The sequence below is a fragment of the Nonomuraea sp. NPDC050451 genome (assembly GCF_044458585.1).
Map to the genome: position 1 here is coordinate 81,998 of NZ_JBITHZ010000023.1, position 25,623 is coordinate 107,620.

At 73.2% G+C, this 25,623-nt stretch carries 17 protein-coding genes; 7 read left to right on the forward strand and 10 right to left on the reverse strand.

Annotated elements, in window-relative coordinates; translation table 11 throughout:
* Window positions 1-36 precede the first annotated feature (36 nt).
* Genes ACIBI9_RS44720 through ACIBI9_RS44730 form a run of 3 tightly spaced genes read left to right on the forward strand, consistent with a single transcriptional unit; the run spans window position 37 to window position 4,270 of the window.
* Window positions 37-1,839, forward strand: coding sequence for an ABC transporter ATP-binding protein (locus tag ACIBI9_RS44720; protein WP_397232049.1), 1,803 nt, complete (start codon window positions 37-39; stop codon window positions 1,837-1,839).
* A complete protein-coding gene (locus ACIBI9_RS44725; RefSeq protein ID WP_397232051.1) occupies window positions 1,836-3,554 on the forward strand; it encodes an ABC transporter ATP-binding protein in 1,719 nt (572 codons plus the stop codon). Before ACIBI9_RS44720 ends, ACIBI9_RS44725 begins: the two co-directional genes overlap by 4 nt.
* Before the next feature lie 47 nt (window positions 3,555-3,601).
* Window positions 3,602-4,270 carry a TetR/AcrR family transcriptional regulator gene (locus ACIBI9_RS44730; protein ID WP_397232053.1) on the forward strand — a complete coding sequence of 223 codons (669 nt, stop codon included), beginning with the start codon at window positions 3,602-3,604 and terminating at the stop codon, window positions 4,268-4,270.
* A gap of 16 nt (window positions 4,271-4,286) precedes the next feature.
* On the opposite strand, the gene ACIBI9_RS44735 is transcribed toward ACIBI9_RS44730, so the two are convergent.
* The 3 genes from ACIBI9_RS44735 to ACIBI9_RS44745 all read right to left on the reverse strand — a co-directional run bounded on the left by ACIBI9_RS44735 (window position 4,287) and on the right by ACIBI9_RS44745 (window position 6,821).
* Window positions 4,287-4,826, reverse strand: a complete 540-nt coding sequence (locus ACIBI9_RS44735) for a hypothetical protein (RefSeq protein WP_397232054.1) — start codon at window positions 4,824-4,826, stop codon at window positions 4,287-4,289.
* A 74-nt stretch (window positions 4,827-4,900) separates the two neighbouring features.
* Window positions 4,901-5,461 (reverse strand): hypothetical protein, encoded by a 561-nt coding sequence (locus ACIBI9_RS44740; RefSeq protein ID WP_397232055.1) that lies wholly within the window; start codon window positions 5,459-5,461, stop codon window positions 4,901-4,903.
* Between the two features lie 73 nt (window positions 5,462-5,534).
* Window positions 5,535-6,821: an SLC13 family permease gene (locus tag ACIBI9_RS44745; protein ID WP_397232056.1), complete on the reverse strand. Its 1,287-nt coding sequence runs from the start codon at window positions 6,819-6,821 to the stop codon at window positions 5,535-5,537.
* A gap of 322 nt (window positions 6,822-7,143) precedes the next feature.
* Here ACIBI9_RS44745 and ACIBI9_RS44750 point away from each other — a divergent pair, with 322 nt between their 5' ends.
* Both ACIBI9_RS44750 and ACIBI9_RS44755 read left to right on the forward strand, forming a co-directional pair.
* Window positions 7,144-8,136: a histidine kinase gene (locus tag ACIBI9_RS44750; protein WP_397232058.1), complete on the forward strand. Its 993-nt coding sequence runs from the start codon at window positions 7,144-7,146 to the stop codon at window positions 8,134-8,136.
* Window positions 8,133-8,789, forward strand: coding sequence for a response regulator (locus tag ACIBI9_RS44755; protein ID WP_397232060.1), 657 nt, complete (start codon window positions 8,133-8,135; stop codon window positions 8,787-8,789). Before ACIBI9_RS44750 ends, ACIBI9_RS44755 begins: the two co-directional genes overlap by 4 nt.
* Window positions 8,790-8,809: 20 nt before the next feature.
* Here the strand turns inward: ACIBI9_RS44755 and ACIBI9_RS44760 are convergent, their stop codons facing one another.
* From ACIBI9_RS44760 to ACIBI9_RS44775, 4 genes are read right to left on the reverse strand one after another with little or no spacing between them, the layout of a single operon-like run.
* Window positions 8,810-10,204, reverse strand: coding sequence for a glycoside hydrolase family 28 protein (locus ACIBI9_RS44760; RefSeq protein ID WP_397232062.1), 1,395 nt, complete (start codon window positions 10,202-10,204; stop codon window positions 8,810-8,812).
* A gap of 6 nt (window positions 10,205-10,210) precedes the next feature.
* Window positions 10,211-11,227: a hypothetical protein gene (locus ACIBI9_RS44765; protein WP_397232064.1), complete on the reverse strand. Its 1,017-nt coding sequence runs from the start codon at window positions 11,225-11,227 to the stop codon at window positions 10,211-10,213.
* The gene (locus tag ACIBI9_RS44770; RefSeq protein ID WP_397232066.1) at window positions 11,203-13,707 is read right to left on the reverse strand and encodes a family 78 glycoside hydrolase catalytic domain; all 2,505 of its coding nucleotides are present in this window, start codon (window positions 13,705-13,707) and stop codon (window positions 11,203-11,205) included. The genes ACIBI9_RS44765 and ACIBI9_RS44770 overlap by 25 nt, the downstream gene beginning before the upstream one ends.
* A gap of 18 nt (window positions 13,708-13,725) precedes the next feature.
* The gene (locus ACIBI9_RS44775; RefSeq protein ID WP_397232068.1) at window positions 13,726-15,225 is read right to left on the reverse strand and encodes an alpha-L-fucosidase; all 1,500 of its coding nucleotides are present in this window, start codon (window positions 15,223-15,225) and stop codon (window positions 13,726-13,728) included.
* Window positions 15,226-15,357: 132 nt separating this feature from the next.
* On the opposite strand from ACIBI9_RS44775, the gene ACIBI9_RS44780 reads away from it, so the two are divergent.
* Together ACIBI9_RS44780 and ACIBI9_RS44785 are read left to right on the forward strand one after the other, a co-directional pair.
* Window positions 15,358-18,450: a glycoside hydrolase family 2 TIM barrel-domain containing protein gene (locus ACIBI9_RS44780; RefSeq protein WP_397232070.1), complete on the forward strand. Its 3,093-nt coding sequence runs from the start codon at window positions 15,358-15,360 to the stop codon at window positions 18,448-18,450.
* Between the two features lie 15 nt (window positions 18,451-18,465).
* Complete coding sequence (locus ACIBI9_RS44785) at window positions 18,466-20,091, forward strand: acyltransferase (RefSeq protein ID WP_397232072.1); 1,626 nt, start codon at window positions 18,466-18,468, stop codon at window positions 20,089-20,091.
* On the opposite strand, the gene ACIBI9_RS44790 is transcribed toward ACIBI9_RS44785, so the two are convergent.
* From ACIBI9_RS44790 to ACIBI9_RS44800, 3 genes are read right to left on the reverse strand one after another with little or no spacing between them, the layout of a single operon-like run.
* Window positions 20,028-21,185: a GDSL-type esterase/lipase family protein gene (locus tag ACIBI9_RS44790; RefSeq protein ID WP_397232074.1), complete on the reverse strand. Its 1,158-nt coding sequence runs from the start codon at window positions 21,183-21,185 to the stop codon at window positions 20,028-20,030. The genes ACIBI9_RS44785 and ACIBI9_RS44790 overlap by 64 nt on opposite strands.
* A 55-nt stretch (window positions 21,186-21,240) precedes the next feature.
* Window positions 21,241-23,922, reverse strand: coding sequence for a family 78 glycoside hydrolase catalytic domain (locus tag ACIBI9_RS44795; protein WP_397232076.1), 2,682 nt, complete (start codon window positions 23,920-23,922; stop codon window positions 21,241-21,243).
* Complete coding sequence (locus ACIBI9_RS44800) at window positions 23,916-25,622, reverse strand: hypothetical protein (protein ID WP_397232078.1); 1,707 nt, start codon at window positions 25,620-25,622, stop codon at window positions 23,916-23,918. The genes ACIBI9_RS44795 and ACIBI9_RS44800 overlap by 7 nt, the downstream gene beginning before the upstream one ends.
* Window position 25,623 lies beyond the last annotated feature (1 nt).

The window sequence follows — 25,623 nt, forward strand, 5'->3', positions numbered from 1 at the left end:
TCCAGGCGGAAAACCTCGAAGGGCGGAGGCTCACACATGACGATCACCGCCGAACCGGCGGCCCCCGTGGCGTCCCCGCCCGAGGACAGCGGGCCCGCCCCTGACCGCGCCGCGTTACTGGCGCTGCTCACCCCCATCCGCCCGAGGCTGGTCGCCGCCGCCGTGCTCCAGGTGGTGTACGCCGTCTCGGCGCTCGTGCCGTTCGTGTGCGTGGCCGAGCTGGCCCGGGTGCTGCTGGGCCCGGCCCCCGAGGCCGGCCGGGTCTGGCTGATCGCCGGGATCGCGGTGGCCGGGCTGCTGGTCAGGTTCACGTCGTTCGGCCTGGCCGGGGCGATCACCCACTTCGCGGACGCCGACCTGCAGCTCCACCTGCGCCGCCGGATGGCCGCGCACCTGTCGCGGGTGCCGCTGGGCTGGTTCGGCGAGCGCAACTCGGGCCAGGTCAAGAAGGTCCTGCAGGACGACGTCCGCGAGATGCACCACCTCATCGCGCATGCCCTGCTCGACCTGCTCGCGGCCGTGGTGACCCCGCTGGCCGCGCTCGCCTACCTGCTGTACGTCGACTGGCGGCTCACGCTCGTCGTGCTCATCCCGGTGCCGCTGTTCGCCGCCGCGTTCGCGGTCATGATGCGCGGCTACGACGAGCAGATGCGGCGCTGGAGCGAGGCGAACACCAGGATCAGCGCGGCCGTGGTCGAGTTCGTGCAGGGGATCGCGGTGATCAAGACGTTCGGGCAGGCCAGACGCTCCTACCGGCGCTTCGCCGAGGCCGCCGACGACTTCGCCGAGTTCTTCGGCGCCTGGGTGCGGCCCATGCTCAGGCTCAGCGGCGTCTCGAACGCGCTCATCTCGCCCCCGACCATGCTGCTCGTGGCCACCGCGGGAGGTGTCGTGTTCGCCGCGAACGGCTGGCTGGCGCCGGTGGACGTGCTGCCGTTCGTGCTGGTCGGCGTGGCGCTGACGGCGCCGTTCCTCACCCTGGACATGGGCTCGATGCGGCTGCGGCGCGCGGCCGAGTCGGCCGGGCGGGTGGCCGCGCTGCTGGCGACGCCGCCGCTGCCCGAGCCCGCCGAGCCGACCCGCCCGCAGGGTCACCGGGTGGAGTTCCACGACGTGTCGTTCTCGTACGACGGGAGCACGCCGGTGCTGCGCGAGGTGAACCTCACGCTGGCGCCCGGCACCGTGACCGCGCTGGTCGGGCCGTCGGGCTCGGGCAAGTCCACGCTGGCCAAGCTGCTGCCCCGCTTCTACGACCCCGGCTCGGGCCAGGTGACGGTGGGCGGCGTGGACGTGCGCGACATCGGCTCCGCCGAGCTGTACCACCACGTCGGCTTCGTCCTGCAGGACGTGCAGCTCCTGCGCGCGTCCGTCGCGGACAACATCGCGCTCGGCCGCCCCGGCGCGGGGCGCGAGGAGGTCGAGCGGATGGCCCGCGCGGCCCAGATCCACGAGCGGATCACGGAGCTGCCGCGCGGCTACGACTCGGTGATCGGCGAGGACGCCCACCTGTCGGGCGGCGAGGCGCAGCGCGTGTCGATCGCCCGCGCGCTGCTGGCCGACGCGCCGATCCTGGTGCTGGACGAGGCCACCGCGTTCGCCGACCCGGAGTCGGAGTCGGCCATCCAGGACGCGCTGTCCACGCTGGTGGCCGGGCGCACGCTGCTGGTCATCGCCCACCGGCTGGGCACGATCACCGGCGCCGACCAGATCGCGGTGCTCGACGGCGGCCGGATAGTCGAGCGCGGCACCCATGACGAGCTCCGCGCGGCCGGCGGGCTCTACACCCGGCTGTGGGCGGCCCACGTACGCGACGACGATCGGGATTGGACCCGGGCATGATCGGAGAACTGGGCGCCGTACTCGGCCCCGAGCACGGGGCGCGCCTGCGCCGCAGCCTGCTCGCGATGATCGTGTACGGCGTGCTGCAGGGCGCGTCGTTCGCGATGCTCGTGCCGGTGCTGCGCGCGCTGCTGTCCGGCGAGGCGGCCGGGCCGTGGCTGATTTCCTTCGCCGTCGTGGTCGCGGCCACCGCCGTCGCCTCCTACCTGCAGTCGCAGTACGGCTACGCGGTCGGCCTGGCCGCCCTGCGCACGCTCTACCACCGGATGGGCGACCACGTGGCCGGACTGCCGGTCGGCTGGTTCAGCGCCGACCGGGTGGGGCGGCTCGGACAGCTCGCGGGCAAGGGCGTCATGGACGTGATGAGCGTGCCCGCCCACCTGCTCCAGGTCGTGGTGACCTCGGTGACCGCGCCGGCGACCGTGCTGGTGTGCATGTTCGTGTTCGACTGGCGGCTGGGGCTGGCGGCCCTGGTCACGGCGCCGTTCCTGTGGCTGGCCTTCCGCTGGACGCAGGCCCTGGTGCAGCGCAGCGACACCGCGATGGACGACGCGGGGGCCGAGGGGGCCGACCGCGTGGTGGAGTTCGCCCGGCAGCAGGCGTCCCTGCGGGCGTTCGGGCGCACGGCGGACGGCTACGACCTGCTCGACGGCGCGCTGGTGCGGCAGCGGTCGGCGCTGCGGCGCCTGCTGCGGACCACGCTGCCCGGCCTCGGCACGGTCGCGCTGACCGTGCAGCTCGCCTTCACCGCGATCCTGCTGGTGGGCTGCTCGCTGGCGCTCGGCGGCGCGGTGGACGTGCCGGAGCTGGTCGGGGTGCTGGTGCTGGCCGTGCGGTTCACCGAACCGCTGCTCGCCGCCGCCGACGTGGGCGGCGAGCTGCGCATGGCCCGCGGCGCGCTGCGGCGCATCCGCGACGTCCTGACCACGCCGCCGCTGCCTTCGGGCGGGACGGCACGGGCCGGTGAGCCGTCGATCGAGCTGGACGGAGTGAGCTTCGCCTACGACGAGCGGCCGCTGCTGCGGGACGTGAGCTTCACCGTCGCGCCCCGCACGGTGACCGCGCTGGTCGGGCCCTCCGGGTCAGGCAAGACCACGCTCACCCGTCTCATCGCCCGCTTCTGGGACGCCTCCGCCGGCGCGGTCCGGGTGTCCGGGAACGACGTGCGCGACTACACGCCCGAGGACCTGATGGCCCAGCTGTCGATCGTGTTCCAGGACGTGTACCTGTTCGAGGGCACGCTGGAGGACAACATCCGGCTGGGGCGGCCGGACGCCACGGACGAGGAGGTCCGCGAGGCGGGCCGGCTGGCGCGGGTCGAGGAGATCGCCGAGCGGCTGCCGGGCGGCTGGCAGGCGAGGATCGGCGAGGCCGGGGCGACCCTCTCCGGCGGGGAGCGCCAGCGGGTGTCCATCGCCCGCGCGATCCTCAAGGACGCGCCGATCGTGCTGCTGGACGAGGCCACCGCCGCGCTGGACCCGGAGAACGAGTCCGCCCTGATGGACGCGCTGGCCACGCTCGCCCGCGACCGGACGCTGCTGGTGATCGCGCACCGGCTGACCACGATCGCCGCCGCCGACCAGATCGTCATGCTGGAGGGCGGCGTGATCGCCGAGCGCGGCACCCACCAGGAGCTGCTGGACGCGGGCGGCCGGTACGCTGCGTTCTGGAAGGAACGCGCGCGGGCCCGCGGCTGGCGCCTCGTACGCGCCTGACCGGTGGGCGGCCCGGCGCGACGCGATCGACGGCGGTAGGGGGCTCGATGGGTGAGGAGACGACGGCGCGGGAGTGGCGCGTGCGCGGCCGCCCGCGCGGCCGCCCGCCGCGCATCACCCGGCCCGCCATCGCCGACGCCGCGCTGGCCGTCGGGTTCGACAACCTGACCTTGGCCACCGTGGCCGACCGCCTCAAGGTCGCCCACTCGGCCCTCTACCGCCACGTGGCCGACCGCGAGGAGCTGGTCATCGTGGCCATCAACCGCGCGATCGGCCAGGCGGACTGGCCGGAGCCGACCGGCGAGTGGCGCTCGGACCTGGAGGCGCAGGCCGGGGCGCTGTGGACGCTGCTGGAGGCGCATCCCGGCCTGATCAAGGAATTCCTCAGGCTCAAGCGCTTCCCCGACGAGGTGATGCACCGCTTCGGCGCGGCCGTCCAGCGCCTGATCGGCTACGGCTTCACGGTGGAGGACGCGTTCCTCGCCGTCGACACCGTCTTCGACCTGGCGATCGACGTCTTCGGCAGGGGCCAGCAGCTGGACGCGCCCGCGGGCGCGGTCAAGGTCCGCGACGGCTCGGCCGACGCCTGGGCCGAGGCGGTCGGCCCCGAGGTGGCGCCCGTCATGCGGCGGGCGCTGTCGGAGCCGGCCTCCGTGTGGTTCGACCGCAAGCTCGGCCTCGTCCTGGACGGCATCGCGACCAGCCTGGCCCCCTAGAAGCCGGTCCTCGTCCTCACAACCAGCTGGCACGGACGCTGGTGGGCGACGCGTCGTCCGGCGGGGCGGCGAGGGCGCCGGAGTGGACGCCGTCGAGCAGGCGGGCGACGGTCTCGACGATCTCCTGGGCGCGCTCGCGCAGCCCCGCCACGTCCGCCGGGCTCACCTCGTCGCGGTCCACCCCGACCTCGTCGAGCACGCCCTCCAGGTCGGCCAGCCGCCCGCTCAGCCACTTCAGCGGCTCGCCGGAGAGCTCCTTGTCGAACACCCGCCGCCCCGGCTCCCACCCGTCGATGCCGGGGTGATGGTGCGTGCGGTCGAAGCTGCCGGGCGTGCCGTTGACCGACTCCAGCAGGTCCACCCGCCAGAGGGGGCGTTCGACGATGATGGGCCGGGCCGAGTAGATCGACCCCTTCAGCTCGCCGGGATCCAGCTTCCGCAGCTCCAGGCGCACGCCCCGCTCGGCGCCCTCCTGTCCCTTGATCGGGTCGGGGTCGACGAAGTAGATGTCGCTCACCGCCACGCCGATCCGTTCGAAGCCGAAGACGTAGAGCATGGGGAACCACTCCTTCACGAAAGCCGGGAGTCGGGGCCTTCATGGACGTACCCACTTGAAGCTCGGGCGATCGCTCAGTGGAGCCGGTAGCCCACCTGCCCCGCCGGTTCGGCCGGGCCCCGGCTCAGCAGCAGCGTGCCCAGCCAGATGAGCGCCATGCCGACCGGCGTCAGGGCCGGCTCCAACAACCCCCCGATCAGCACCGCCACGCCCGTGGCCGTGACGCCCGCGCTCAGCACCGTGACCCGCCGCAGCGCCGCGAGCACGGACGCCAGCGCGACCAGGGCGGCGAAGGCGGCCCCGTAGACGAACGGCTCCCACGCCGCGACGCGCGGGCTCTCGAACCTGTTGTAGAGGTCGACGGCGAGACCGACGACGTTGGCGGCCGTGCTGAGCAGCGCCACCCCCGTGGCGACGTCCACCGTCGCCCGCCACCCGCCCGTCACGGGCCCCGCCATATGGCGCAGCGCCAGGAGCATGACGCCGAACATCAGGAACCCGGCCAGCAGGACCGCGTGCGCGGCCGCCCACCACGGCCCGCCCACGGCGTCGGCGTCCGGGAGGCGCGCGAGGAGACTGCCGGCGAGCAGCGCGGCGGGCGCCGCGGTGAAGGAGATCTGGGTGAGGCGGTTCATGAGGCCCACGATGCCCCTTCGGGTCAGGGGCGCTCATCGGTGATCGCCCCTGACTTTCCCCTGATCTGCCCGGTCAGGCGAAGTAGCGCAGCCAGACGTACGCCCAGGCCATCAGCGTGCTGATGACGGTCACGACGATGCCGTACCGGGTGAACTGCCAGAAGGTGATCTTGTGCCCGGAACGCGCGGCGATGCCCAGGGCCACCACGTTCGCGCTGGCCGCCACCGCGGTGCCGTTGCCGCCGAAGTCCGCGCCCAGCGCGAACGCCCACCACAGCGCCTGCCCGGTGCTCGGGTCGGGGATCTCGGCGACCACGCCCTCCACGATCGGGGCGGTGGTGGCGACGTACGGGATGTTGTCGAAGAACGCGCCCAGCACGCCCGAGCCGAACAGCAGCGCCGTCGCGGCGACGAAGTAGTCGTCGCCCAGCGCGTCCAGGGCCCACGTGCCGATCGCCGCGATGACACCCGTGTGGACCAGGCCCGCGACCATGACGAACAGGCCCATGAAGAAGACCAGCGTGGACCACTCGACCTCGCGCAGCACCTCGTGGACGTCCGCCCGCGACACCATCAGCATCAATCCGGCCCCGACGAGGGCCACGATCGACGGGTCGACGTGAGCCACCGCGTGCAGCGCGAACCCGGCGATCACCATGCCCAGCACCACCAGGCAGCGGGTCAGCAGCCGCGGGTCGGTGATGGCCCGCCGCTCGTCCAGCGCCATCACCGCCATGGCGTGCTCGGCGTCGTAGTGGAACGACCCGCGGAACAGCAACCGCGTGAGCAGCACGAACACGGCGAAGACGACCACCACGATCGGCGCCATGTGGACCAGGAAGTCGTTGAACGTCAGCCCCGCGCGGCTGCCGATGATGATGTTGGGCGGGTCACCGATGAGGGTCGCGGCGCCGCCGATGTTGGAGGCCAGCACCTCCGCGATGAGGTACGGCTGGGCGGGGATGCGCAGCCGGTCGCACACCATCACGGTGACCGGCGCGACCAGCATGATCGTGGTGACGTTGTCGAGGAAGGGCGAGGCCACGGCGGTGATCGCCATCAGCATGACCATCAGCCGGTACGGCCTGCCCTGTGACCGCTTGGCGGCCCAGATGGCGAGGTAGTCGAAGACCCCGGTCTGCTTGATGATCCCCACGATGATCATCATGCCGAGCAGCAGGAAGATGACGTTCCAGTCGACGCCCTCGTGCTCGGAGAAGAACACCTCCGCGCCGGGGACGAGGCCCAGGACGGCCATCAGCCCGGCGGCGACGAGCACCACCTTGACCTTGTCGGCCTTCTCGGTGGCGATGAAGAAGAACGCGACCAGGAAGATCGCGAGGGCTACGAGTGCGCTCATCCGTCACGCCCCGGCGGCCCGGACCGGGCGGCGGGGCATGACGGTACAAGGTGGGATTGGCGGCACACGACTATCGACCTCCGGAGTCGGAACGGTTTCGGGCTTGGTGAGCCGCCGCTCCAGGATGATCGTCTCGTCGCGCGCGCCGCATCGAGGTCATCCTTCGTGGGCGGCGGCTCCGCCCCAGTCTCGTCGTCCGGGCGGGCCCGGCACCATCGGGTCCAGCACCCATCTGGGGAGGGACGGAGCATGTAGGGACGTCCCGCAGGATGGGGGTCAGGCCGGATCGACAACCGGACCGGGGGACAAAGAGGCTGGTGAAATGACCGACGGGGCGAAGAGGACGACCAGGAGCCCGGCGCAGGCGCTGTTCCGGCGGCTGTTCATGATCAACGGGCTGGTGTTCGCGGTGGCCACGCTCGTCCTCGCGATCTCACCGGCCACCGTGTCCGCGCCCCTCGTGCTGGCCGAGGTGCCGGTGCTGATCGTGGGCCTGGCGCTGATGCTGGCCGCCAACGCGCTGCTCCTGCGCCGCAGCCTGGCCCCGCTGGACGCGCTGACCACGCTCATGCAGCGCGTGGACCTGCTGCGGACCGGTGACCGGCTGCCCGACGGCGGCAACAGCGACCTCACCCACGTGATCGGCACGTTCAACGCGATGCTCGACCGCCTGGAGGCAGAGCGCAGCGCCAGCAGCGGCCACGCCCTGGCCGCCCAGGAAGGCGAGCGGCGGCGCATCGCCCGCGAGCTGCACGACGAGATCGGCCAGAGCCTGACCGTGGTGCTCCTCGGCCTGAAGCGGGTGGTCGACCGCGCGCCCGGCGACCTGCGCGAGGAGCTGCACGGCGTGCAGGAGACCGTACGCGCCAGCCTCGACGAGGTGCGGCAGGTCGCCCGCCGGCTGCGTCCCGGCGTGCTGGAGGACCTCGGGCTGCACGCCGCCCTGAGCGCCCTGTGCAGTGACGTCTCGCATATGAGCGGGGTCCAGGTGGCCCGCGCCGTCCAGCACGACCTGCCCGAGCTGGGCGCGGACGTCGAGCTCGTGCTGTACCGGATCGCCCAGGAGAGCCTCACGAACATCGCCAGGCACGCCCGCGCCACGCGTGCCGAGCTGTCGCTGGCCACGCGGGACGGGCGGCTGGCCCTGCGCGTCGCCGACGACGGGCAGGGCGGCGCGCGCCAGGACGGGGCCGGGATCCGGGGCATGCGCGAGCGCGCCCTGCTGATCGGCGCGCGCCTGACCGTCGACTCCCCGCCGGGGGAAGGCACCCGCGTCCACCTGACCATCCCGAACGATCGGAGCCCAACGCGGTGAGCACTGCCAAGACCAGGATCCTGCTGGCCGACGACCACGCGCTGGTCCGCCGGGGACTGAAGATGATCCTCGACGCGGAGCCCGACCTGGAGGTCGTCGCCGAGGCCGCCGACGGCGCGGAGGCCGTCGCGGCCGCGTCGGAGGACGCGGTGGACCTGGCCATCCTGGACATCGCGATGCCGCGCATGACCGGGCTCCAGGCGGCCCGCGAGATCTCCCGCCGCGCGCCCGCCATCCGCATCCTGATCCTGTCCATGTACGACAATGAGCAGTACTTCTTCGAGTCCCTCAAGGTCGGCGCCTCGGGATACGTGCTCAAGTCGGTCGCCGACCAGGACCTGCTGGAGGCGTGCCGGGCGACGATGCGCGGCGAGCCGTTCCTCTATCCGGGGGCGGTCACCGCGCTCATCCGCGACTACCTGCAACGTTCGCGCGAGGGCGAGCGCATGCCCGAGAGCATCCTGACGCCCCGGGAGGAGGAGATCGTCAAGCTGATCGCGGAGGGCAACTCGGCCAAGGAGATCGCGGAGACGCTCGTCATCAGCGTGAAGACCGTGGACCGGCACCGGGCGAACATCCTGCAGAAGCTCGGCATGCGCGACCGCCTCGACCTGACCCGCTACGCCATCCGCGCGGGCCTCGTCGAACCCTGATCAGGGGGCCTGGAACCGGCTCATCCTCCGGAGTCCACGCGGCGGCCGTTGATCCACACGTGGCGCAGCACGAACCCCGTCACCTCGCGCACCACGTCGTCCTCGGCCATCTCCTCGAACACGCTGTCGGCCACCCGCACGCCCTTGATCGGGTTGCCCGGGTTGCCGATCAGGTTGAACGCCCTGGGCGCCCGCCCGGCCCGCAGGCGGCGCACGTCGATGGCGCCCACGTCGGGGAAGTACGGGCCGGTGTCCTTGTTCTCGTAGTTCAGGGCCACCTCGATCACCGCGTCGGCCGCCTGCCCCACCGTGATGTCCCTGAAGTAGACGTCCCTGACGTAGCCGCCGCGGTCGGGGTTGGTCTTGATACGGACCGCGCGCTCCAGGCGGGGGCTGCTCATCGTGCAGTTCCAGGCGTAGACCCAGCGCACGCCGCCGGTGGTCTCGCTGCCGATCGTCACGCCGCCGTTGCCGTCGCGCATCACGCAGGAGTCCACGAGCACGTTCATGGAGGGCGCGTTCACCCGGCGGCCGTCGGCGTTCTTGCCCGCCTTGATCGCCACGCAGTCGTCGCCCGTGTTGAACTCGCACCGCTCGATGAGCACGTCCACGCAGGACTCGGGGTCGCAGCCGTCGTTGTTGGGGCCGTTCGGGCTGTCCACGGTGACCTCGCGGATGGTCACGTTGGCGCACAGGACCGGGTGGATGTTCCACATGGGGGAGTCCTTGACCGTCACGCCCTCGATCAGGACGTTGCGGCAGCGGTAGAGCTGGATGAGGTTGGGGCGCAGGTAGTGGCCCTCGCCGAACACCCGCTCGGCCACCGGCACGCCCTGCTCGGCCAGGGCGGCCAGCAGGTTCTTGTCGGGACGCTCCGACGGCGGCGGGTCGCCCGACCAGTCCCACCAGTGCGTGGCGTCGGCCTGGCCGTCGATGGTGCCGCTGCCGGTGATCGCGACGTTCTCCCGCTCGTAGGCGTAGATGAACGGCGAGTAGTTCATCAGCTCGACGCCCTCGTAGCGGGTGTGGACGACCGGCAGGTAGTCGGCGGGGTCGCGGCTGAACCGGATCGTGGCGCCCGCCTCCAGGTGCAGCTCGACGTTGTCGGCCAGGTGGATCGCGCCGGTGAGGTACGTCCCCGCGGGCACGAGCACGCGTCCGCCGCCCGCCGCCGCGCAGGCCGCGATCGCCTGCCTGAAGGCGTCGGTGCACATCGCGGTCCCGTCGCCGACCGCCCCGTGGCGCGTGACAGGGAAGGCGCGGCGGGGAAAGCGGGGCGGCCTGATCCGCCGCCGGATCCGCGGCACCCTGGCCCAGCCGTCCAGGTCGGGGGCCGCTTCGGCCCGGCCGGCCAGCTGGGGCGCCAGCACGGCGCCGGCTGCCACGGCCAGGAAGCTCCTGCGGGACTTCATCATGATCTCCTATCCGTGGGCCAGGGAGATGCCGCGCCGCTCGACCAGGGTGTGCTCGCCGACCTGGTACGGCTCGACCCGCCGTACCGCCGTGTAGAAGTGGTGGAGCCGCCCGCCGTGGGAGACGAGCGCGGGCTTGTGCGCGTACGTGTCGTCGGCCGAGCCCGGCGGGCCCACGTCGATGAGGATCTCGCCGCTCTTGCGCCAGGTACGCAGGTCGCGGGAGACCGCGAAGCTCTCCCGGGCGTGCCCGTCGAACGAGAGCCCGAAGTAGAACATCACCCACCAGTCGCCGTCGCGCAGCACGCACGGGTCGGAGGCGAAGCGCTCGTCGAACTCGCCAGGACCGCCGTGCGGGACGACCGGGCCGGGGTCCGGGCGCTCCCAGCGTTCGAGGTCGGGGGAGACGGCGTAGCCGATCTGCTCGCGCCAGCCGTCGTAGGTGCGGTTCTTGGCGTTGTAGAAGCAGTAGTAGAGGCCGTCGTGGCGGAGCAGCCACGACTTGTACAGGCCGCCGCGCTCCCACGCGCCGCCGTCCTGCGGGCGCAGCACCGACCCGACGTCCACCCAGGTACGCAGGTCGTCACTGGTCACGAACCCGATGACCGCCGCGCCCATCTCCATACCCGCCTCGGGATAGGCGTGGTACGTGCCGACCGCCCGGCCGTCCAGCCAGGTCACCTGGCCTGGGGAGTCGAGGCGGTTGTCGCGGACGATCGACGTGAGCGCCGCGTTGTAGCCCCGGTACGGGTGCGCCGGGTCGCGCGGCAGGATCACCTCGCCCGGGGTCCACGACACCAGGTCCGTCGATCGGCTCAGCGCGCTCTGGTAGCCGGTCCCGTCGAAGCCGACGTACGTCATCAGGTACTCGCCGCCGTCGGAGCACACGAACGGGCAGTCCACGAAGAGGCTGTCGAACCTGCCCGGCTCCCGCGACCCCTCGACCAGCAGCCTGCCGGCCTTGTGCGGCGTCCTGACGCGGGCGGCGTCGTACGTGCCGATCACCGGCTTGCCCCGAACGTCCACCGCCCGGCCGGCACTTCGTAGGCGTGGGCCCCGAGCTTGACCGCCGCGTCCGGCACGGCGTGCCGAGCGAGCCCGAGATCGGGCAGCCGCACCTCGGCCGACGAGCCCGGCGGGACCTCCACGTCGAGCGTGAACTCCCCGTCCGCGCGGGTCCAGGACACCTCGACCCCGCCGTACGGCGTCACGGTGCTCGCCCGCACCGACTCCAGGTCGCCGGGCGCGGCGGGCTCGATCAGCAGCCTGCGGAAGCCGTTCGAGCCGGGGGCCTGGCCGATGCCGCCGAGGCCGCGGTAGAACCAGGCGTCGATGGCGCCCAGCATGTAGTGGTTCTGCGACAGGCCCCTCGTCGGCCCGTCCCACGCCTCGGTGAGCGCGGTGGCGCCATGCCGTACCTGGTAGCCGTAGCTGGGGTGGCTCGTAGAGGTGGCGAACGCCCACAGGGCGTCGTGCCGTCCCGCCCGGCCGAGCACCCGGTACAGGGCGGGCAGCGCGATCTCCCCGACCGTGATGCCGCCGCCCGCGACCGCCTCGGAGATCCGGTCCAGCACCCGCTCGTCCGTGACGACCCCCATGTCGAGCGCCAGGATCTCCGACGCCTGGCTGCGGGCCCCGGAGAAGGTGCCGGCGAACGTACGCGAGAACGCGGCGGTGATCTGCTCGGACAGGGCCCGGTAGCGTTTGGCGTCGTCGTCGCGGCCCAGCACCCCGGCGGCGCGGGCCATCGTGCGCGCGGCCCGCCAGTAGCCCCAGGTCGAGACCAGCGGGACGGGTGTCGAGTCGTCCAGGCCGATCCAGTCGCCCAGACCGTGGCTGAGGACGCCGTCCTGGGCCTTGGACGTGAGGTAGTCGACGTAGCGGCGCATCGCGTCGTAGTGCGTCCGGATCGCCGACGGGTCGCCGTACCAGCGGTAGAGCTGCCACGGGATGCGGACGATCGCGCCGCCCCAGTTGGGGTCGTCCCTGAAGGGGGCGTCGAACACCAGGAACTCCGGCGCGATGTCCGGCACCAGCCCGTCCCCGGTCTGCGCCTCGGCGATGGTGACCAGCAGCTCGCGGTAGTAGGCGGCCACGTCGTAGTTGTAGGCGACGACGTCGAACAGCAGGTGGGTCTGTTCCAGCCAGCCCAGCTTCTCCCGGTGCGGGCAGTCGGTGAGGACGCTGTACATGTTGCCCCGCACCGCGCGGTCGATGATCGTGTGGATGTCGTTGACCAGGGCGTCGGAGGTCTCGAACGTGCCGGTGGGGGTGTTGTCCGCGCGCAGCACGAGCGCGGTCACGGCCTCCGGGCCGACATGCTCGGGCAGGCCCTGGACCTCGACGTAGCGGAAGCCGTCGTAGCGGAAGCTCGGGTGCCAGGTTTGCGGGCCGTCCTTGGTGACGTACGTGTTGAAGATCGGCGCGCCGGTGGTGGGCTTCGACTGGATGACGCGGCCGTAGTCGTCGAGCTGGTCGCCGGGCACGAGCCGCAGGTAGCGGCCGGCCGGGAGGTCCAGGCTCAGCTCGGCCCAGCCCGCGACGACCGTGCCGACGTCGAAGACCGGCGTGCCGTCGGTGGCGGCGAGCCTGGCGGTGGCGGGCAGCCGTTCGGTGACCCTGATGGGCGGGCAGGCGCGCGACCTGAGCACGTCCTTCGGGCCGGGGACGACGGTGGCCGGGCGCCATTCGGAGGCGGTGCGGCGGGCGTCGTGGTCCTCGCCGCCGTACCAGTGGGAGCGCACGGTCGGGCCCTCGGCGGCCCGCCAGTCGGGGCCCGTGACGAACCGGCCGAACGAGCCGTCGGCGTAGTCCAGTTCGAGCTGCGCGATGGCCCGCGGGGCGGCCTTGGAGCCGAAGAACTTCATGTACCGGTCCTGGTGCGGGAAGACGTGCGCGATCCCCGGACCCAGCTCGACGCCGAGCGCGTTGCGACCCTCGCGCAGCAGCTGCGTCACGTCGTGGGTGGCGTACACGACGCGCCTGGTGAAGTCCGTGTACGGCGGCTCCAGCACGGCGTCGGTCACCGGCGCGCCGTTCACCGTGGCGACGTAGACGCCGAGGCCCGCGACGTGCAGCCGGGCGCGGGCGACCGGCTGGGCCAGGACGAACTCGCCTTTCAGCAGCGGGAGCGGCCTGCCCTCGCCCGCGCGCGGGTTGCCCTCGTCGTGCCAGTCGGGGTGGGTGATCCACGAGGCCGTCCAGTCGTCCGGGCTCAGCAGGCCCAGCTCGAAGCGGGCGGGCGGGCTCCAGCCGGACCAGCGGCCGTCCGCGTCGCGGATGCGCACCCGCCAGAGGGCCGCCGTGCGGGAGGTCAGGGGCCGCCCGCCGTACACCACTCTCTGCTCCGGACCGCTGACCTCGCCGGTGTCCCAGAAGCCGGGCTCGACCTGTATGTGGTAGCCGGTCTGCGTCGTGGTGCCGGTCAGCTGCCAGCTCAGTGCCGGCCGGGTGATCTCGATGCCGAGGGGGTCGATCAGGTCGCACGTTCGCAGGTTCGTCACCATGACAGGGACTCCGGGGTGCTAGGAGATTTTGAGCATGTACGCGGCTTTCGTGGGTGGCTTCGAGGGCAGGTCGGCGTGGAGGGCGTCCTCGGCCAGCCGCCAGGCGACGGGGCCGTGGCCCAGGAGCTCGACCCGGGTGGGGCGGCTGTTCAGCAGCCCTTCGCCGGTGCCCAGGCTGGTGATCGCGGCGGTCCCGTCCTCCGGCCAGGCGAGCAGCGTGGCGTACACCGCGTCGCCGCGCCGGGTGAAGCGGATGTCGCCCGGTAGGTAGGCGCGGTCGGCCTCGTTGTAGCCCTCGTAGCCCTTGGTCCCGCCCAGGCCCGTGGCGCCCTCGGCGGCGCGCTTCCACGGCGTCGTGCCGTACACGCCCTCGCCGCACACCCGCAGCCAGTCGCCCACCTCGCCCAGCAGGGTGCGGGCGCGGGCGTCCACGGTGCCGTCGGCGCGTTGGGGGACGTTGAGCAGCAGGGTGCCGTTCTTGCTGACCACGTCGATCAGCGTGTGGACGACCTGCTGGGACGTCTTGCGCGGGTGGAACATCGGGTCGTCGTCCGAGCAGTCGAACCACTCGCCGTCGCTGGTGTCGAACTGCCAGGGGTACGGCTGCGCCGCGTCGAGCTGGCGGCGTTCGCAGTCGAGGACGACGGCGGTGCGGTCGGCGTCGGGGACGTCCTTGACGGTCACCAGGCCGCCGGTCGGGCAGGTGTTGTAGTAGTGGGCGAGCAGGTCGAGACCGCGCGTGCTGACCGGCTCCGACTCGACCACGCTGCCCGCGTCGAACGGCAGCCGGCCGTCGTCGAGATAGACCAGGTCGGGGCGGTAGCGGTCGATCGCCTCGCGCACGCGGGCGTAGAAGCGGTCCGCCACGTGGGGCGGAGGCTTGGCGCCCGGGGCGTGCCTGGCCGGGTAGAGCTCGGCCGGGTCGAGGCCCTCCCACCAGGTGCCGGTGCCGTCGGCCTTGGTGAGCCCGCCGTCGTGCGGCTCGCCGGTGGCCGGGTCGACGCCGTGCGCGACGTCGAGCCAGCGCCAGGTCCAGTTGTTGTGGAAGCTGAGCCCGAACGGCAGCCCGGCCGCGCGGGCCGCCCGCTCCCAGGCGCCGACGATGTCGCGTCGCGGGCCGATGCGGGTGGCGTTCCACGCGTGCTGCCCGGAGTCCCACAGGTCGAAGTTGTCGCAGTGGGCGGCCAGGGCGACGAAGTAGCGGGCGCCGCTGGAGGCGTACAGGTCGATCAGCTCGTCGGGGTCGAACCGCTCGGCGCGCCAGCGATGGAAGAGATCCTTCGCGCCGCCACCCGGGCCGAAGCGGGCGCGGTGGTGGGCGTGCTGGCGGTCGGCGCGGCGGCGTTCCCAGGGCTCGGAGGCGGGTTGCATGCCGTAGAGGTGGCGGGCGTACCAGTCGCCCGAGCTCGCCACGGACTGCGGGCCCCAGTGCGACCAGATGCCGAACTTGGCCTCACCGAACCACGGGGGGACGGGGTGACGGCGAAGCGACTCCCAGTCCGGCAGAAACCCGCGCATGGCCCACCCATCTTATTGAAACGATTTACGCATTGTATATTTATTCAATCTTGGATGTCAATGCATGATGGGCTGGCAGGCGGGGATCTTCGCGTATAGGGTTAAAACGTTTTGTCGCGGAGGGACGTGCGGATGGTTGACTTCCACGAAGATCCCGGGCCGGGCTCCGGGCGGCGGGCGGCACGCGCGGACTTCCTCTCCGACGCGCCGCGCCTGTCGCTCAACGGCCGGTGGCGCTTCCGGCTCTCTGACACGGCCGAGGGCACGGGCCCCTCGCTGCCCGACCCGGCGCTCGACGACACCGGCTGGGCGACGATCCGGGTGCCGTCGCACTGGGTGCTGGAGGGGCACGACCGCCCGCTCTACACCAACACCGCCTACCCGTTCCCCATCGACCCGCCGCACCTGCCCGACGGCAACCCCACGGGCGACTACCGCCTCCGCTTCGACCTGCCCGAAGACTGGCCCGAAGACTGCCCGGGCGGCCGGGCCGTGCTGCGCTTCCAGGGGGTGGACTCCTGCGGCACGGTGTGGCTGAACGGCTCGTTGCTCGGTCACTCGAAGGGGAGCAGGCTGCCGTTCGAGTTCGAGGTCACCGGGCTCGTCCGGCCGCGCGGCAACCTGCTCGCCGTACGCGTGCACCGCTGGTCGTCGGGCAGCTACCTCGAGGACCAGGACATGTGGTGGCTGCCGGGCATCTTCCGCGACGTGGAGCTGCTGGCCCGCCCCTCCGGCGGCATCGACGACTTCACCGTCCACGCCTCCTACGACGCCGCCGACGGCTCCGGCACCCTCCTCGTCGCCGCCGACGCCCCCGGCCTGGTCGAGATCCCCGGGCTGGGCCTCGCGGTCGCGACCGGGGAGCAGGTCACCCTCCCCGCCGTCGAACCGTGGAGCGCCGAGCGCCCGCGCCTCTACCGCGGCACCCTCAGCGCGGCCGGGGAGACGATCGACCTCCCGATCGGGTTCAGGACCGTCGAGATCGCCGGCGGGCGGCTGCTGATCAACGGGGCGCCGGTCCTCTTCCGCGGCGTCAACCGGCACGAGCACCACCCGGAACGCGGCCGCGCCCTCGACCGCGACACCATGATCCGCGACATCGTGCTGATGAAGCAGCACAACGTCAACGCCGTCCGCACCGCCCATTACCCGCCGCACCCGGAGTTCCTGCGGCTGTGCGACGAGTACGGGCTGTGGGTGGTGGACGAGTGCGACATCGAGACCCACGGGTTCATCTACGCGGGCTGGGAGGGCAATCCGCCGGCCGAGCCGATGTGGCGCGACGCCCTGCTCGACCGGGCCCGGCGCATGGTCGAACGCGACAAGAACCACCCCAGCGTGGTCGTCTGGTCGCTGGGGAACGAGAGCGGGAGCGGGCCGGCGTTCGGCGACATCGAGCGGTGGATCCGGGCCCGCGACCCCGGCCGGCCGCTGCACTACGAGCGCGACCCGAGCTACCGGCACTCCGACTTCTACAGCCTCATGTATCCGTCGCTGGACGACCTGGAGCGCATCGGGCAACGGAAGGAGGACCCGCCGGACGGGGTGGCGCCGGAGTCGGCCGACGACGTGCGCCGTCGCGGGCTGCCGTTCCTGCTGTGCGAGTACGCCCACGCCATGGGGAACGGGCCCGGCTCGCTGGCCGACTACCAGGCGATCCTGGAGTCGTACGAGCGGTTCTGCGGGGCGTTCGTGTGGGAGTGGATCGACCACGGGCTGACGGGGCACGACGAGCTGGGCCGCCCTTACTTCCGGCACGGCGGCGACATCGACCATCAGCCGAACGGAGGTCGGTACTGCCTGGACGGGCTGCTGTTCCCCGACCGCACGCCGTCCCCGGGCCTGGCGGAGCTGCGCAAGGCGATCGAGCCGGTCGGGATCGCGGTGGACGTGGTGGCGGGGGAGGTGGTGGTGGCCAACAAGCACGACCTGATCGACCTCGGGCACCTGGAGTTCCGCTGGTGGGCGGAGGTGGACGGCGCCCCTTCCGAGGGAGGCGGGGTGCTCCGGGTGCCGGGGTGCGGGCCGCGCGAGACGGTGCGGGTGCCGTTGCCTGAGGGCGCGGTCCGCACCCTGGAGGGCGAGACGTGGATCACGATCGAAGCCGCGCTCGCCACCGCGACCGGCTGGGCGCCGGCGGGGCACGTGGTCGCCTGGGGCCAGGCCCGCCTCGGCCCCGCGACCCTCGCCGACCCCCCGCTGGATGGCGCAGGGGGCGGTGCGGCGACCGGCCTCGAAGGGGACGCGCCGAGCGCGACGGGCAGCGCGCCGCGTGGCGTGCCGGGCGGCGTCGCGCGGGACGTCACGCCGGATGGTGCTGCGGGTGGCACCTCGCCGGGCGGCACCGCGAGTGATGCGGCAGGCGTCGTGGGCCGTGCGTCAGGTGGCGGTGGGGGGGTGCGGTTGGGTGGAGCGGTGTTCGATCGGCGGAGCGGGCGGTTGGTCCGGCTGCACGGGGTCGAGTTGGACGGGCCCGTGCTGGATGTGTGGCGGGCTCCGACCGAGAACGACCGTGGCCAGGGTCCCAGGAACGCGCTCGCCGCCGACTGGGAGGCCGTGGGGCTCGACCGCTTCCTGCACCGGACCGCCGCCCTCGAAAGGCCGGACGACCGCACCCTCGTCGTCCGCGGCCGGAGCGGTCCGGCCACCCGGACCCTCGGGTTCCTCACCACGTACACCTGGCAGTGGCGCGACGGAGGCCTGCACCTGCGGATCGAGGCGGAGCCCGTCGGCGACTGGCACGACACCGCGTACGGCCACCTCAACGTGAGCCCGCCGCGCATGGGCGCCAGGTTCGCCCTGCCCGGCGGCTACACCGACGTCACGTGGTTCGGGCGGGGCCCGGGCGAGTCGTACGCGGACAGCCGGGACGCCGCCCGGGTGGGCCGGTTCGCGCTGGCGATCGACGCGCTCCAGACCCCGTACGTCGTGCCGCAGGAGAACGGCAACCACGTCGAGACCCGCTGGCTGGAGCTGTCCGGCCCGGGGCTGCCGACCCTGCGCGTGGACGGCGAGCCGCACCTGGACTTCACCGCCCGCCGCTGGACCAGCGAGGCGCTGCAGGCCGCCGGCAGGCCGCACGACCTGCGCGACTCCGGGCGCGTCTGGCTGAACCTGGACCACGGGCAGCAGGGCCTCGGCAGCGCCTCCTGCGGCCCCGCCCTGCCCGAGCGGTACCGGGTGCCGGTCCGGCGCTGCTCCTGGTCGATGACGTTGACCGCCTGAGAGGATGTTGATCGCATGTCGGGACCGACCAAGTTCGACTACTGCCCGTGGCTGTTCTGGGACCACGCGACCGAGGAGGACCGCCGCGCCCAGGAGAGCCACCTGGAGGAGCTGCGGGCCAGGTTCGAGCTGGAGGCGGCGGGCAAAGTGTTCGTCTCGCCGCTGGCGGCCGTGTACGCCGACCGCCTGCGCATGGGCGACCACTGCTACATCGCGGCCCACGCGTACGTCACCGACGACGTCGTCATGGGCGACGACTGCACCGTCAACCCGTACGCCGTGGTGCGCGGGAACATCGTGCTCGGGAACGCCGTGCGGATCGGCGCGCACACGTCCCTGCTCGGCTTCAACCACGGCACCGCGCCCGACCGCCTGGTCTTCCGCCAGGCGATCACCTCGAAGGGCATCCGGATCGGCGACGACGTGTGGATCGGCTCGAACGTGGTCGTGCTCGACGGGGTGACGATCGGCGACCACGCCGTCGTCGGCGCGGGCGCGGTCGTCACCAAGGACGTGCCCGCCTGGGCCATGGTCGCGGGCAATCCGGCCCGCCGCATCCGCGACCGCCGCGCCACCGGCTCGGGGGACGATCTGGAACGGCTGCTCTCGGAGTTCGCCGACCGCGCCAGGGAGCAGGCGGAGGACGTGCTGGGGCGCTGCTGGACGGGGGAGCGGTACGTGGACCGCCCGGCCGCCCCGCCCACCGTCCGCGCCTGGTGCGACGCGGTGGAGATCGCCGACCTCCTCCTGGACGGCCCGCCCCCGACCCCGGCGCGGGAGGAGATCGTCGCGTTCCTGCGCGACCGCCAGGACCCGGCCACGGGCCTGGTCCCGGAGGTCGGCGCCTCCGAAGCGCCGGAGCTGGACGGGGTCACCGCCTATCACGTGCTCTGCGTCGGCTACGCCCTCGACCTCCTCGGCACCCGGTTCCGGCACCCGGTCCACGCCGTCGCGAACGTCAGCTCGCAGCAGTTGATCGCCTCCCTCGACGCCCTCGACTGGGAGCGCAACGCCTGGACGGCGGGCTCGTGGGTGGACGCGTTCGGCACCGGCCTCTACCGCAACCTCGCCGACTTCGGCGTGCGCGGCGAGAGCGAGACCCTGTACGGGTGGCTGCTCACCCGCTGCAGCCAGGCCCACGGGATGTGGGGCGAGCCGGACCCGGACGCGGGCTGGCTGCAGGTGGTCAACGGGTTCTACCGGCTCACGCGCGGGACGTTCGCGCAGTTCGGGGTGCCGGTGCCGTACCCGGAGCGGGCTGTCGACACCGTGCTCGCCCAGGCCCGCGACCCGCGTTACTTCGGCCCGGACACCGGCAACGCCTGCAACGTGCTCGACGTCATCCACCCGCTGTGGCTGCTGGGCAGGCAGACCCGGCACCGCCGCGAGGAGGGCGCGGCGTGGGCGAGGGAGCACCTCGTACGGGCGGTCGGCGGCTGGCACGACGGGGCGGGCTTCAGCTTCGCCCTGACCCGGGGGAGCGGCGCGGCCCGCACGCCGGGGCTGCAGGGCACGGAGATGTGGCTGGCCATCATCTGGCTGCTCGCCGACTACCTCGGCATTTCCGACGCGCTCGGCTACCGCCCCCGGGGCATCCACCGCCCGGAACCGGCGACGCGCCTGCCCGGCCCCGGCCGCTGACCGGCCGCGTCGAGCAATACGCGCGGTTCGAGCACGGCGGCCATCGCCCGGTGGCCCGCCGCGCTCGGGTGCAGGTGGTCGCCGCAGTCGTAGCGGGGCAGCAGGCGGCGGGGGTCGGCGGGGTCACGCAGCGCCGCGTCGAAGTCGGCGAGCCCGTCGAACACGCCGCCGTCCCGTACGAACGCGTTCACCTCCTCCCGAGCCCGCTCGCCCGCGGCCGTGTGGTACTCCGCGCCCGCGAAGGGCGGGAGCGTGCCGCCGATCACGCGTACCCCGGCGGCGTGCGCCCGCTCGACGATGCGCCGGTAGGCGGCGACGAGCGGCCGCGCCCGCGCGCCCGCCCCGAGGTCGTTGATCCCCGCCAGCAGGATCACGGCGCCGATCCCCGGCTTGGCCAGCACCTCGGCGGCCAGCCGCTCCTCGGCGTGGCGTCCCGTCCCGGCGGCCAGCACCCGGCCGCCGGACACGCCCTCGTTCACCACGGCGAGCGGCCACGACTCCAGCAGGGCCCGGTCGGCGAGGAGGTCCGGCCAGCCGTGGCCGGTCTCGGAGCCGACCCCGGTCGTGATCGAGTCCCCGAGCACCGCCACGGCCGACACCGGCTCGGGCGCGGTGACGACCAGCGCGTCCAGCCAGTGCCAGACCGCCACCCCCTCGACGTACGCGGCCCCGTCCTCGTCGGCGGCGTGGTCACCGGGGAGCGACCGGTAGGCCGCGTCGTCCGGCGGGGCCGTGGCCCGGTTGCGGCCGGTCAGGACGCCGCCGTCGCCCCGGAGGTGCAGGCTGACGGCGAGCCGCTGCCGGGGCGCCACCGGGCCGGGCAGCGGGTCCCCGAGCGCGGTCGCGCCCGGGGCCAGCGTCACCTCCGGCCGCCCGCCGAACGTCACCATCCGGTTCGACCCCGGCACCAGCGCCGCCCCGGAGCGCGGGACGCCCACACAGACGTGCCCGAACGTCACCGGCCGGTCCCCGAGCGCGTTGGTCAGCCGTACCCGCAGGCCGGTCCCGCCCGCGCCGGTCCGCACCAGGTTGCGCACGGTGAGATCCCGCAGCCCGGCCCCCGCCCGCTCGGCGGCGGCCGCCCACGTGGTCACCGGACGGCCTCCCGTCATCGCTCCCACGCCCACGTGGTCAAAGGGCGGCCTCCCGTCATCGCTCCCACGCCGCGGTGAACTCGTAGCGGCCGGACGCGACCCGGCACACCAGCGCCCCGCCGACGACCTCACCGGGCACGGGCGTGCCGGACTCGCGGACCGACGCCGGATCGGTGGTCGGCACGTGCACCGTGGCCTCGGCCCCCGGCGGGATCCGGACCTCCAGCCGCAGCGTGTTCCCGTCCACCTCCCACCGGCTGCCCAGCCGACCCAGCGGCGTGTCGTACGAGGCCGCAGCCCACTGGAGCCGCCCGCCGGGCAGCGGCCGGATGAGCGGGCGGCGGAATCCGACGGACCCCTCCTCCTGCCCGATCCCCGCGACCCCGCCGTACAGCCACGCCCCCACGGACCCCAGCGCGTAGTGGTTGAAGGAGTTCATGGCGACGGGCCCGAAGCCGCCCTCCTCCGTCCACCCGTCCCACCGCTCCCAGATCGTGGTCGCGCCCCGCTTGATCGAGTAGCCCCACGACGGGTAGCGGTCGTCGTGCAGCAGGGAGTACGCCAGGTCGTGGTGGCCGTGCGCGGACAGGACGGGGCCGAGCAGCCCCACCCCGGCGAAGCCGGTGGTCAGGCGTCGCCCACGCCGTTCCAGGTCGGCGACCAGGTGCCCGACGGCCGCGGGGACGAGGGGCTCGGGGACCAGTCCGTGCGCGAGGGCCAGCAGGTAGCCCGTCTGCGTGTCGCCCGTGACGTGGCCGTCCGCCGACACGAACGCCCGGACGAAGGCGTCCCCGATCCTCGAACGCAGCTCGGCGTAGTGGGCGGAAGCAGCCCCGTCGCCCACCACGGCGGCGGCCTTCGAGGTCAGCTCCGCGCTCAGCGCGAAGTACGCGGTGGCCATCACCTCGCGCGAGGTCCGCACGCCCGCCTGCAACCAGTCGCCGTAGTGGCTGCCGACCCGGTTGCGCCAGATCAGGTCGGGGTTGTGGCGTTCGACGTGGTCCACCCAGCGCCGCATGCTGGGCAGGCTGTCGCGCAGCACCCGCTCGTCCCCGTACACCCGGTACAGGTGCCACGGGACGACGGTGGCGGCGTCGCCCCAGCCGGGCGTGCCGTGCCGCTCGGTCATGACGTGCGGGACCACGTCCGGCACCGCGCCCTCGGCGGTCTGCGCGCACCGCAGGTCCGCCAGCCAGCCGGTGAAGAACGCGGCCACGTCGGCGTTGTAGCAGGCCGTCGGCAGGAACACCTGCGCGTCGGCGGTCCATCCGAGGCGTTCGTCGCGTTGCGGGCAGTCGGTCGGCACGGAGACGAAGTTGCCGCGCTGGCTCCACCGGATGTTGCTCATCAGCCGCCGCACCATGTCGTCGGAGCACGAGAACTCGCCCGCGACCGGCGTGTCGGAGTGCAGCACCCGCCCTGTGACCTCGACGTCCGCGTGGCCGCTGACCTCGACGTACCGGAAGCCGTGCACGGTGAAGCGCGGCTCGAACGTCTCCACCGGCGCCCCGGCCGCCACGTAGTGGTCGGTCGCCTCGGCCGAGCGCAGGTTGGCGGTGTAGAGGCCGCCGTCGTCGTCCAGCGCCTCGCCGTGGCGCAGCGTGACCCGGGCGCCCTCGGGGGCGCCGCGCAGCACCAGGCGGACCCGGCCCGCGATGTTCTGGCCCAGGTCCACGATGGTACGGCCGTCGCCCGGACGGCGGACGTCCACCGGCACGAGGTCCTGGGTGACGCGGACGGGCTCGGCGGCGGACGGGACGAGGACGTCGTGCGCGGTGTCCACGACTCCCGCGGGGGCCCAGGCGGTGTCGTCGAATCCGGGCAGGTCCCAGCCGGGCTGTTCGAGGCGCGCGTCGTACCACTCGCCCATGAGCAGGTCGGCGTGGCGCAGCGGCCCGGTGCTCTCCCGCCACCGCCCGTCGGTGCCGACGACCGTACGGGAGCCGTTCTCGTGCTCGGCGACGATCTGGACCAGCAATTGGGGGCGCCGGCCGTACCGCTGCGCCTGCTGGCGCATGTCCCAGCCGAGGCTGCCGGACCACCAGCCGTCCGCGAGGATCGCCCCCACGCAGACGGGTCCGTCGCCGGCCAGGTCCGTGACGTCGTACACCTGGTACGGCACCCGCTGCCGGTAGTCGGTCCAGCCCGGCGTCAGCTCGCCGTCGCCGACCCGGTGGCCGTTGACGCGCAGCTCGTACAGCCCTCTGGCGCTGCACGCGATCCGCACGGCGGTCGCCGGGGGCAGGTCGAGCACGCGCCGGAAGTACCGGGGCGCGGGCAGGCCCGCGGTGCGGGCGGAACGCGGCTCGCGGTCGTCGGTGGGCGGCTCGAACGGCGGCTCGGTCTCGGGATCGTGGGTGATCCACGCCGCCACCCACTCGTCCTGGTGCATCACCCCGGTCTCGAACCACGACTCCGCCGCCCCGCCGGGCCCTGTCTCGACCCGGGTCTCGACCTGCCAGGTGTAGCGGGTGAACGATGACAGCGGCGCGCCCCCGTAGTCGGCGCTGACGTCCTGGCCCTCGACCCAGCCGCTGTCCCAGACCAGGGCGCCGCGCGCGTGGACCCGGATCCGGTACGCGTCCTGCGCGTCGCCACGCCGGTCCGAGGCCAGCCGCCAGCTCAGCCGGGGCACCGGCGTGCCGATGCCGAGCGGGGTGCCGCGGTGCTCGCAGCGCAGGTCGTACGGCCGCAGCGCCTCGCCCGCGGGCACCTCGGGAAGAGACCGGTTCACCATGCCCACTCCTTCGCCGGCCGGGCCAGCGTGTAGTCGCGCCGGGGCGCGGTCGGATGGATCTTGCGCCCGCTGTACATCGGCCGGGCGGTCCCCTCCGGGCTGATGCCGATCACGTCGTCCCCGCGCCATCGCACGCGGTACTCCCGCCCCGCCGCCACCTCGGTGGTCGCCGTCTCGGGCATGGGGAACGTGACCGTGACGCGCTCGCCCCGCCGCGGCGCCGGGATCGACAGGTAGCCGTCCGGCGCCCACGCCCCGGCCTGTGTCCCGTCGAAGCCCCCGCTCTCGCGGGCGACGCGCACCTTGGCGTACCCGGCCCAGTCGGGCACCCGCACCCGCAGCTCGGGCAGGTCCTCGTGGACGTCCAGGTCGACGCGGCCCTCGTGGGGGAGGTGGCTGAGCACGGTGACCTGGCGGGTGGCCCGGGTGAGGAGCAGGTTGACCCGGACGGCGCGGGGATCGGCGGTGACGATCGAGTTCCAGCCCCAGAACAGGCCGCGCAGCCCCGAGCCCACGCAGCACGCCTGCACGTCGGCCGTGTGCCCGCGGCCCAGCTCCACGTCGCAGACGAAGTCGTTGGGCGCGCCGTACCCGGCGAAGGCCCCGCGTACCCGCTCGCCCACCCGCACGTGCGTGACCCAGCCCGGCTCGTCCCCCGAGGTGTCGGGCGCGGATTCCACCCAGCTCAGGTCCAGGAGCTGCGACTCCACGAGGTGGTTGCGCAGGAACCGCTCCACCACGCCCCAGTACGCGGTGTGGCCCGACCCGGCCAGCGTGGTTCCGGTGCCGATCAGGTCGACCAGGGAGCAGCTCTCGTGCTCGTAGCGCTGGTCGGCCAGGTCGCCGGGCGTCCAGCCGAACGCGGTGGCCTGCCCGAGGGCCCAGTCGTAGGCGCGGCGGACGTACGCGGTCAGCTCGTGGTCGCCGACGTGGCGGGCGTAGCGGGCGAGCCCTTCGAGCGTGCCGAGGCGGGTGTGGAAGTGGGCGCTGCGGTAGGCGCGGGCGGGGTTGAAGGAGCCGTCCTCGTGGAAGACGCCGCTCTTGTGCACGATCAGCCGGGCGAACCATCCGCACAGCTCCAGCGCGTCCTCGTTGCCCGTCGCCTGGTGGTAGCGCAGCAGCGGCATGATGAGCCGGCCGCTGAACGAGGCCGGGTCGGGGGCGAGGTGGAGCGCGATCGCGTTCGGCGAGGGCCAGCCGCCGGGGGTGTACTCGGAGGCGGGGTAGAACCACACGTCCCGCTCCTTGATCGCGATCCGCTTGAGCGCGGCCACATGGCGGTCGGCCAGTCGTCTGGCCTCGGGGTCGCCGTCGGAGACGTACCAGGTGGTGAGCGACAGGAGGACCGCCCGCTGGTCGATGAGGTTGGCGTTCGGGGGCCAGCCCACCTCGGGGCGCGCCAGGCGGTAGCTCAGCCCGTCGTCGCCGAAGAAGCCGATCAGCCGCCGCCTGAACCCCTCCTCCACCTCTCGCCAGGTGTCCTTGCCGGTCATGTGCCGGGCGAGCACGCAGGCGTCCAGGAGCCGTCCGTGGCTGGAGCCGTAGTCCCAGTCGCCGTGCCGCAGCGCCGCGGGGCGGGCCAGGAGGTCGGCGCTGAAGTACGGGATGCCGTCCATGTCCTGGTCGGGCAGTCCGGCCACCGCGTTCATCGCCAGCTCGGCCCGTTCTTCCAGCAGCACCGTGTCGGGGATTTCGGGCATG

Coding starts and splice junctions, on each gene's coding strand:
- ACIBI9_RS44720 (WP_397232049.1), top strand. CDS start 37: ATGACGATCACCGCCGAACCGGCGGCCCCCGTGGCGTCCCCGCCCGAG.
- ACIBI9_RS44745 (WP_397232056.1), bottom strand. CDS start 6,821: ATGAGCGCACTCGTAGCCCTCGCGATCTTCCTGGTCGCGTTCTTCTTC.
- ACIBI9_RS44770 (WP_397232066.1), bottom strand. CDS start 13,707: ATGGTGACGAACCTGCGAACGTGCGACCTGATCGACCCCCTCGGCATC.
- ACIBI9_RS44725 (WP_397232051.1), top strand. CDS start 1,836: ATGATCGGAGAACTGGGCGCCGTACTCGGCCCCGAGCACGGGGCGCGC.
- ACIBI9_RS44785 (WP_397232072.1), top strand. CDS start 18,466: ATGTCGGGACCGACCAAGTTCGACTACTGCCCGTGGCTGTTCTGGGAC.
- ACIBI9_RS44735 (WP_397232054.1), bottom strand. CDS start 4,826: ATGCTCTACGTCTTCGGCTTCGAACGGATCGGCGTGGCGGTGAGCGAC.
- ACIBI9_RS44775 (WP_397232068.1), bottom strand. CDS start 15,225: ATGCGCGGGTTTCTGCCGGACTGGGAGTCGCTTCGCCGTCACCCCGTC.
- ACIBI9_RS44800 (WP_397232078.1), bottom strand. CDS start 25,622: ATGCCCGAAATCCCCGACACGGTGCTGCTGGAAGAACGGGCCGAGCTG.
- ACIBI9_RS44780 (WP_397232070.1), top strand. CDS start 15,358: ATGGTTGACTTCCACGAAGATCCCGGGCCGGGCTCCGGGCGGCGGGCG.
- ACIBI9_RS44740 (WP_397232055.1), bottom strand. CDS start 5,461: ATGAACCGCCTCACCCAGATCTCCTTCACCGCGGCGCCCGCCGCGCTG.
- ACIBI9_RS44795 (WP_397232076.1), bottom strand. CDS start 23,922: ATGGTGAACCGGTCTCTTCCCGAGGTGCCCGCGGGCGAGGCGCTGCGG.
- ACIBI9_RS44760 (WP_397232062.1), bottom strand. CDS start 10,204: ATGATGAAGTCCCGCAGGAGCTTCCTGGCCGTGGCAGCCGGCGCCGTG.
- ACIBI9_RS44730 (WP_397232053.1), top strand. CDS start 3,602: ATGGGTGAGGAGACGACGGCGCGGGAGTGGCGCGTGCGCGGCCGCCCG.
- ACIBI9_RS44750 (WP_397232058.1), top strand. CDS start 7,144: ATGACCGACGGGGCGAAGAGGACGACCAGGAGCCCGGCGCAGGCGCTG.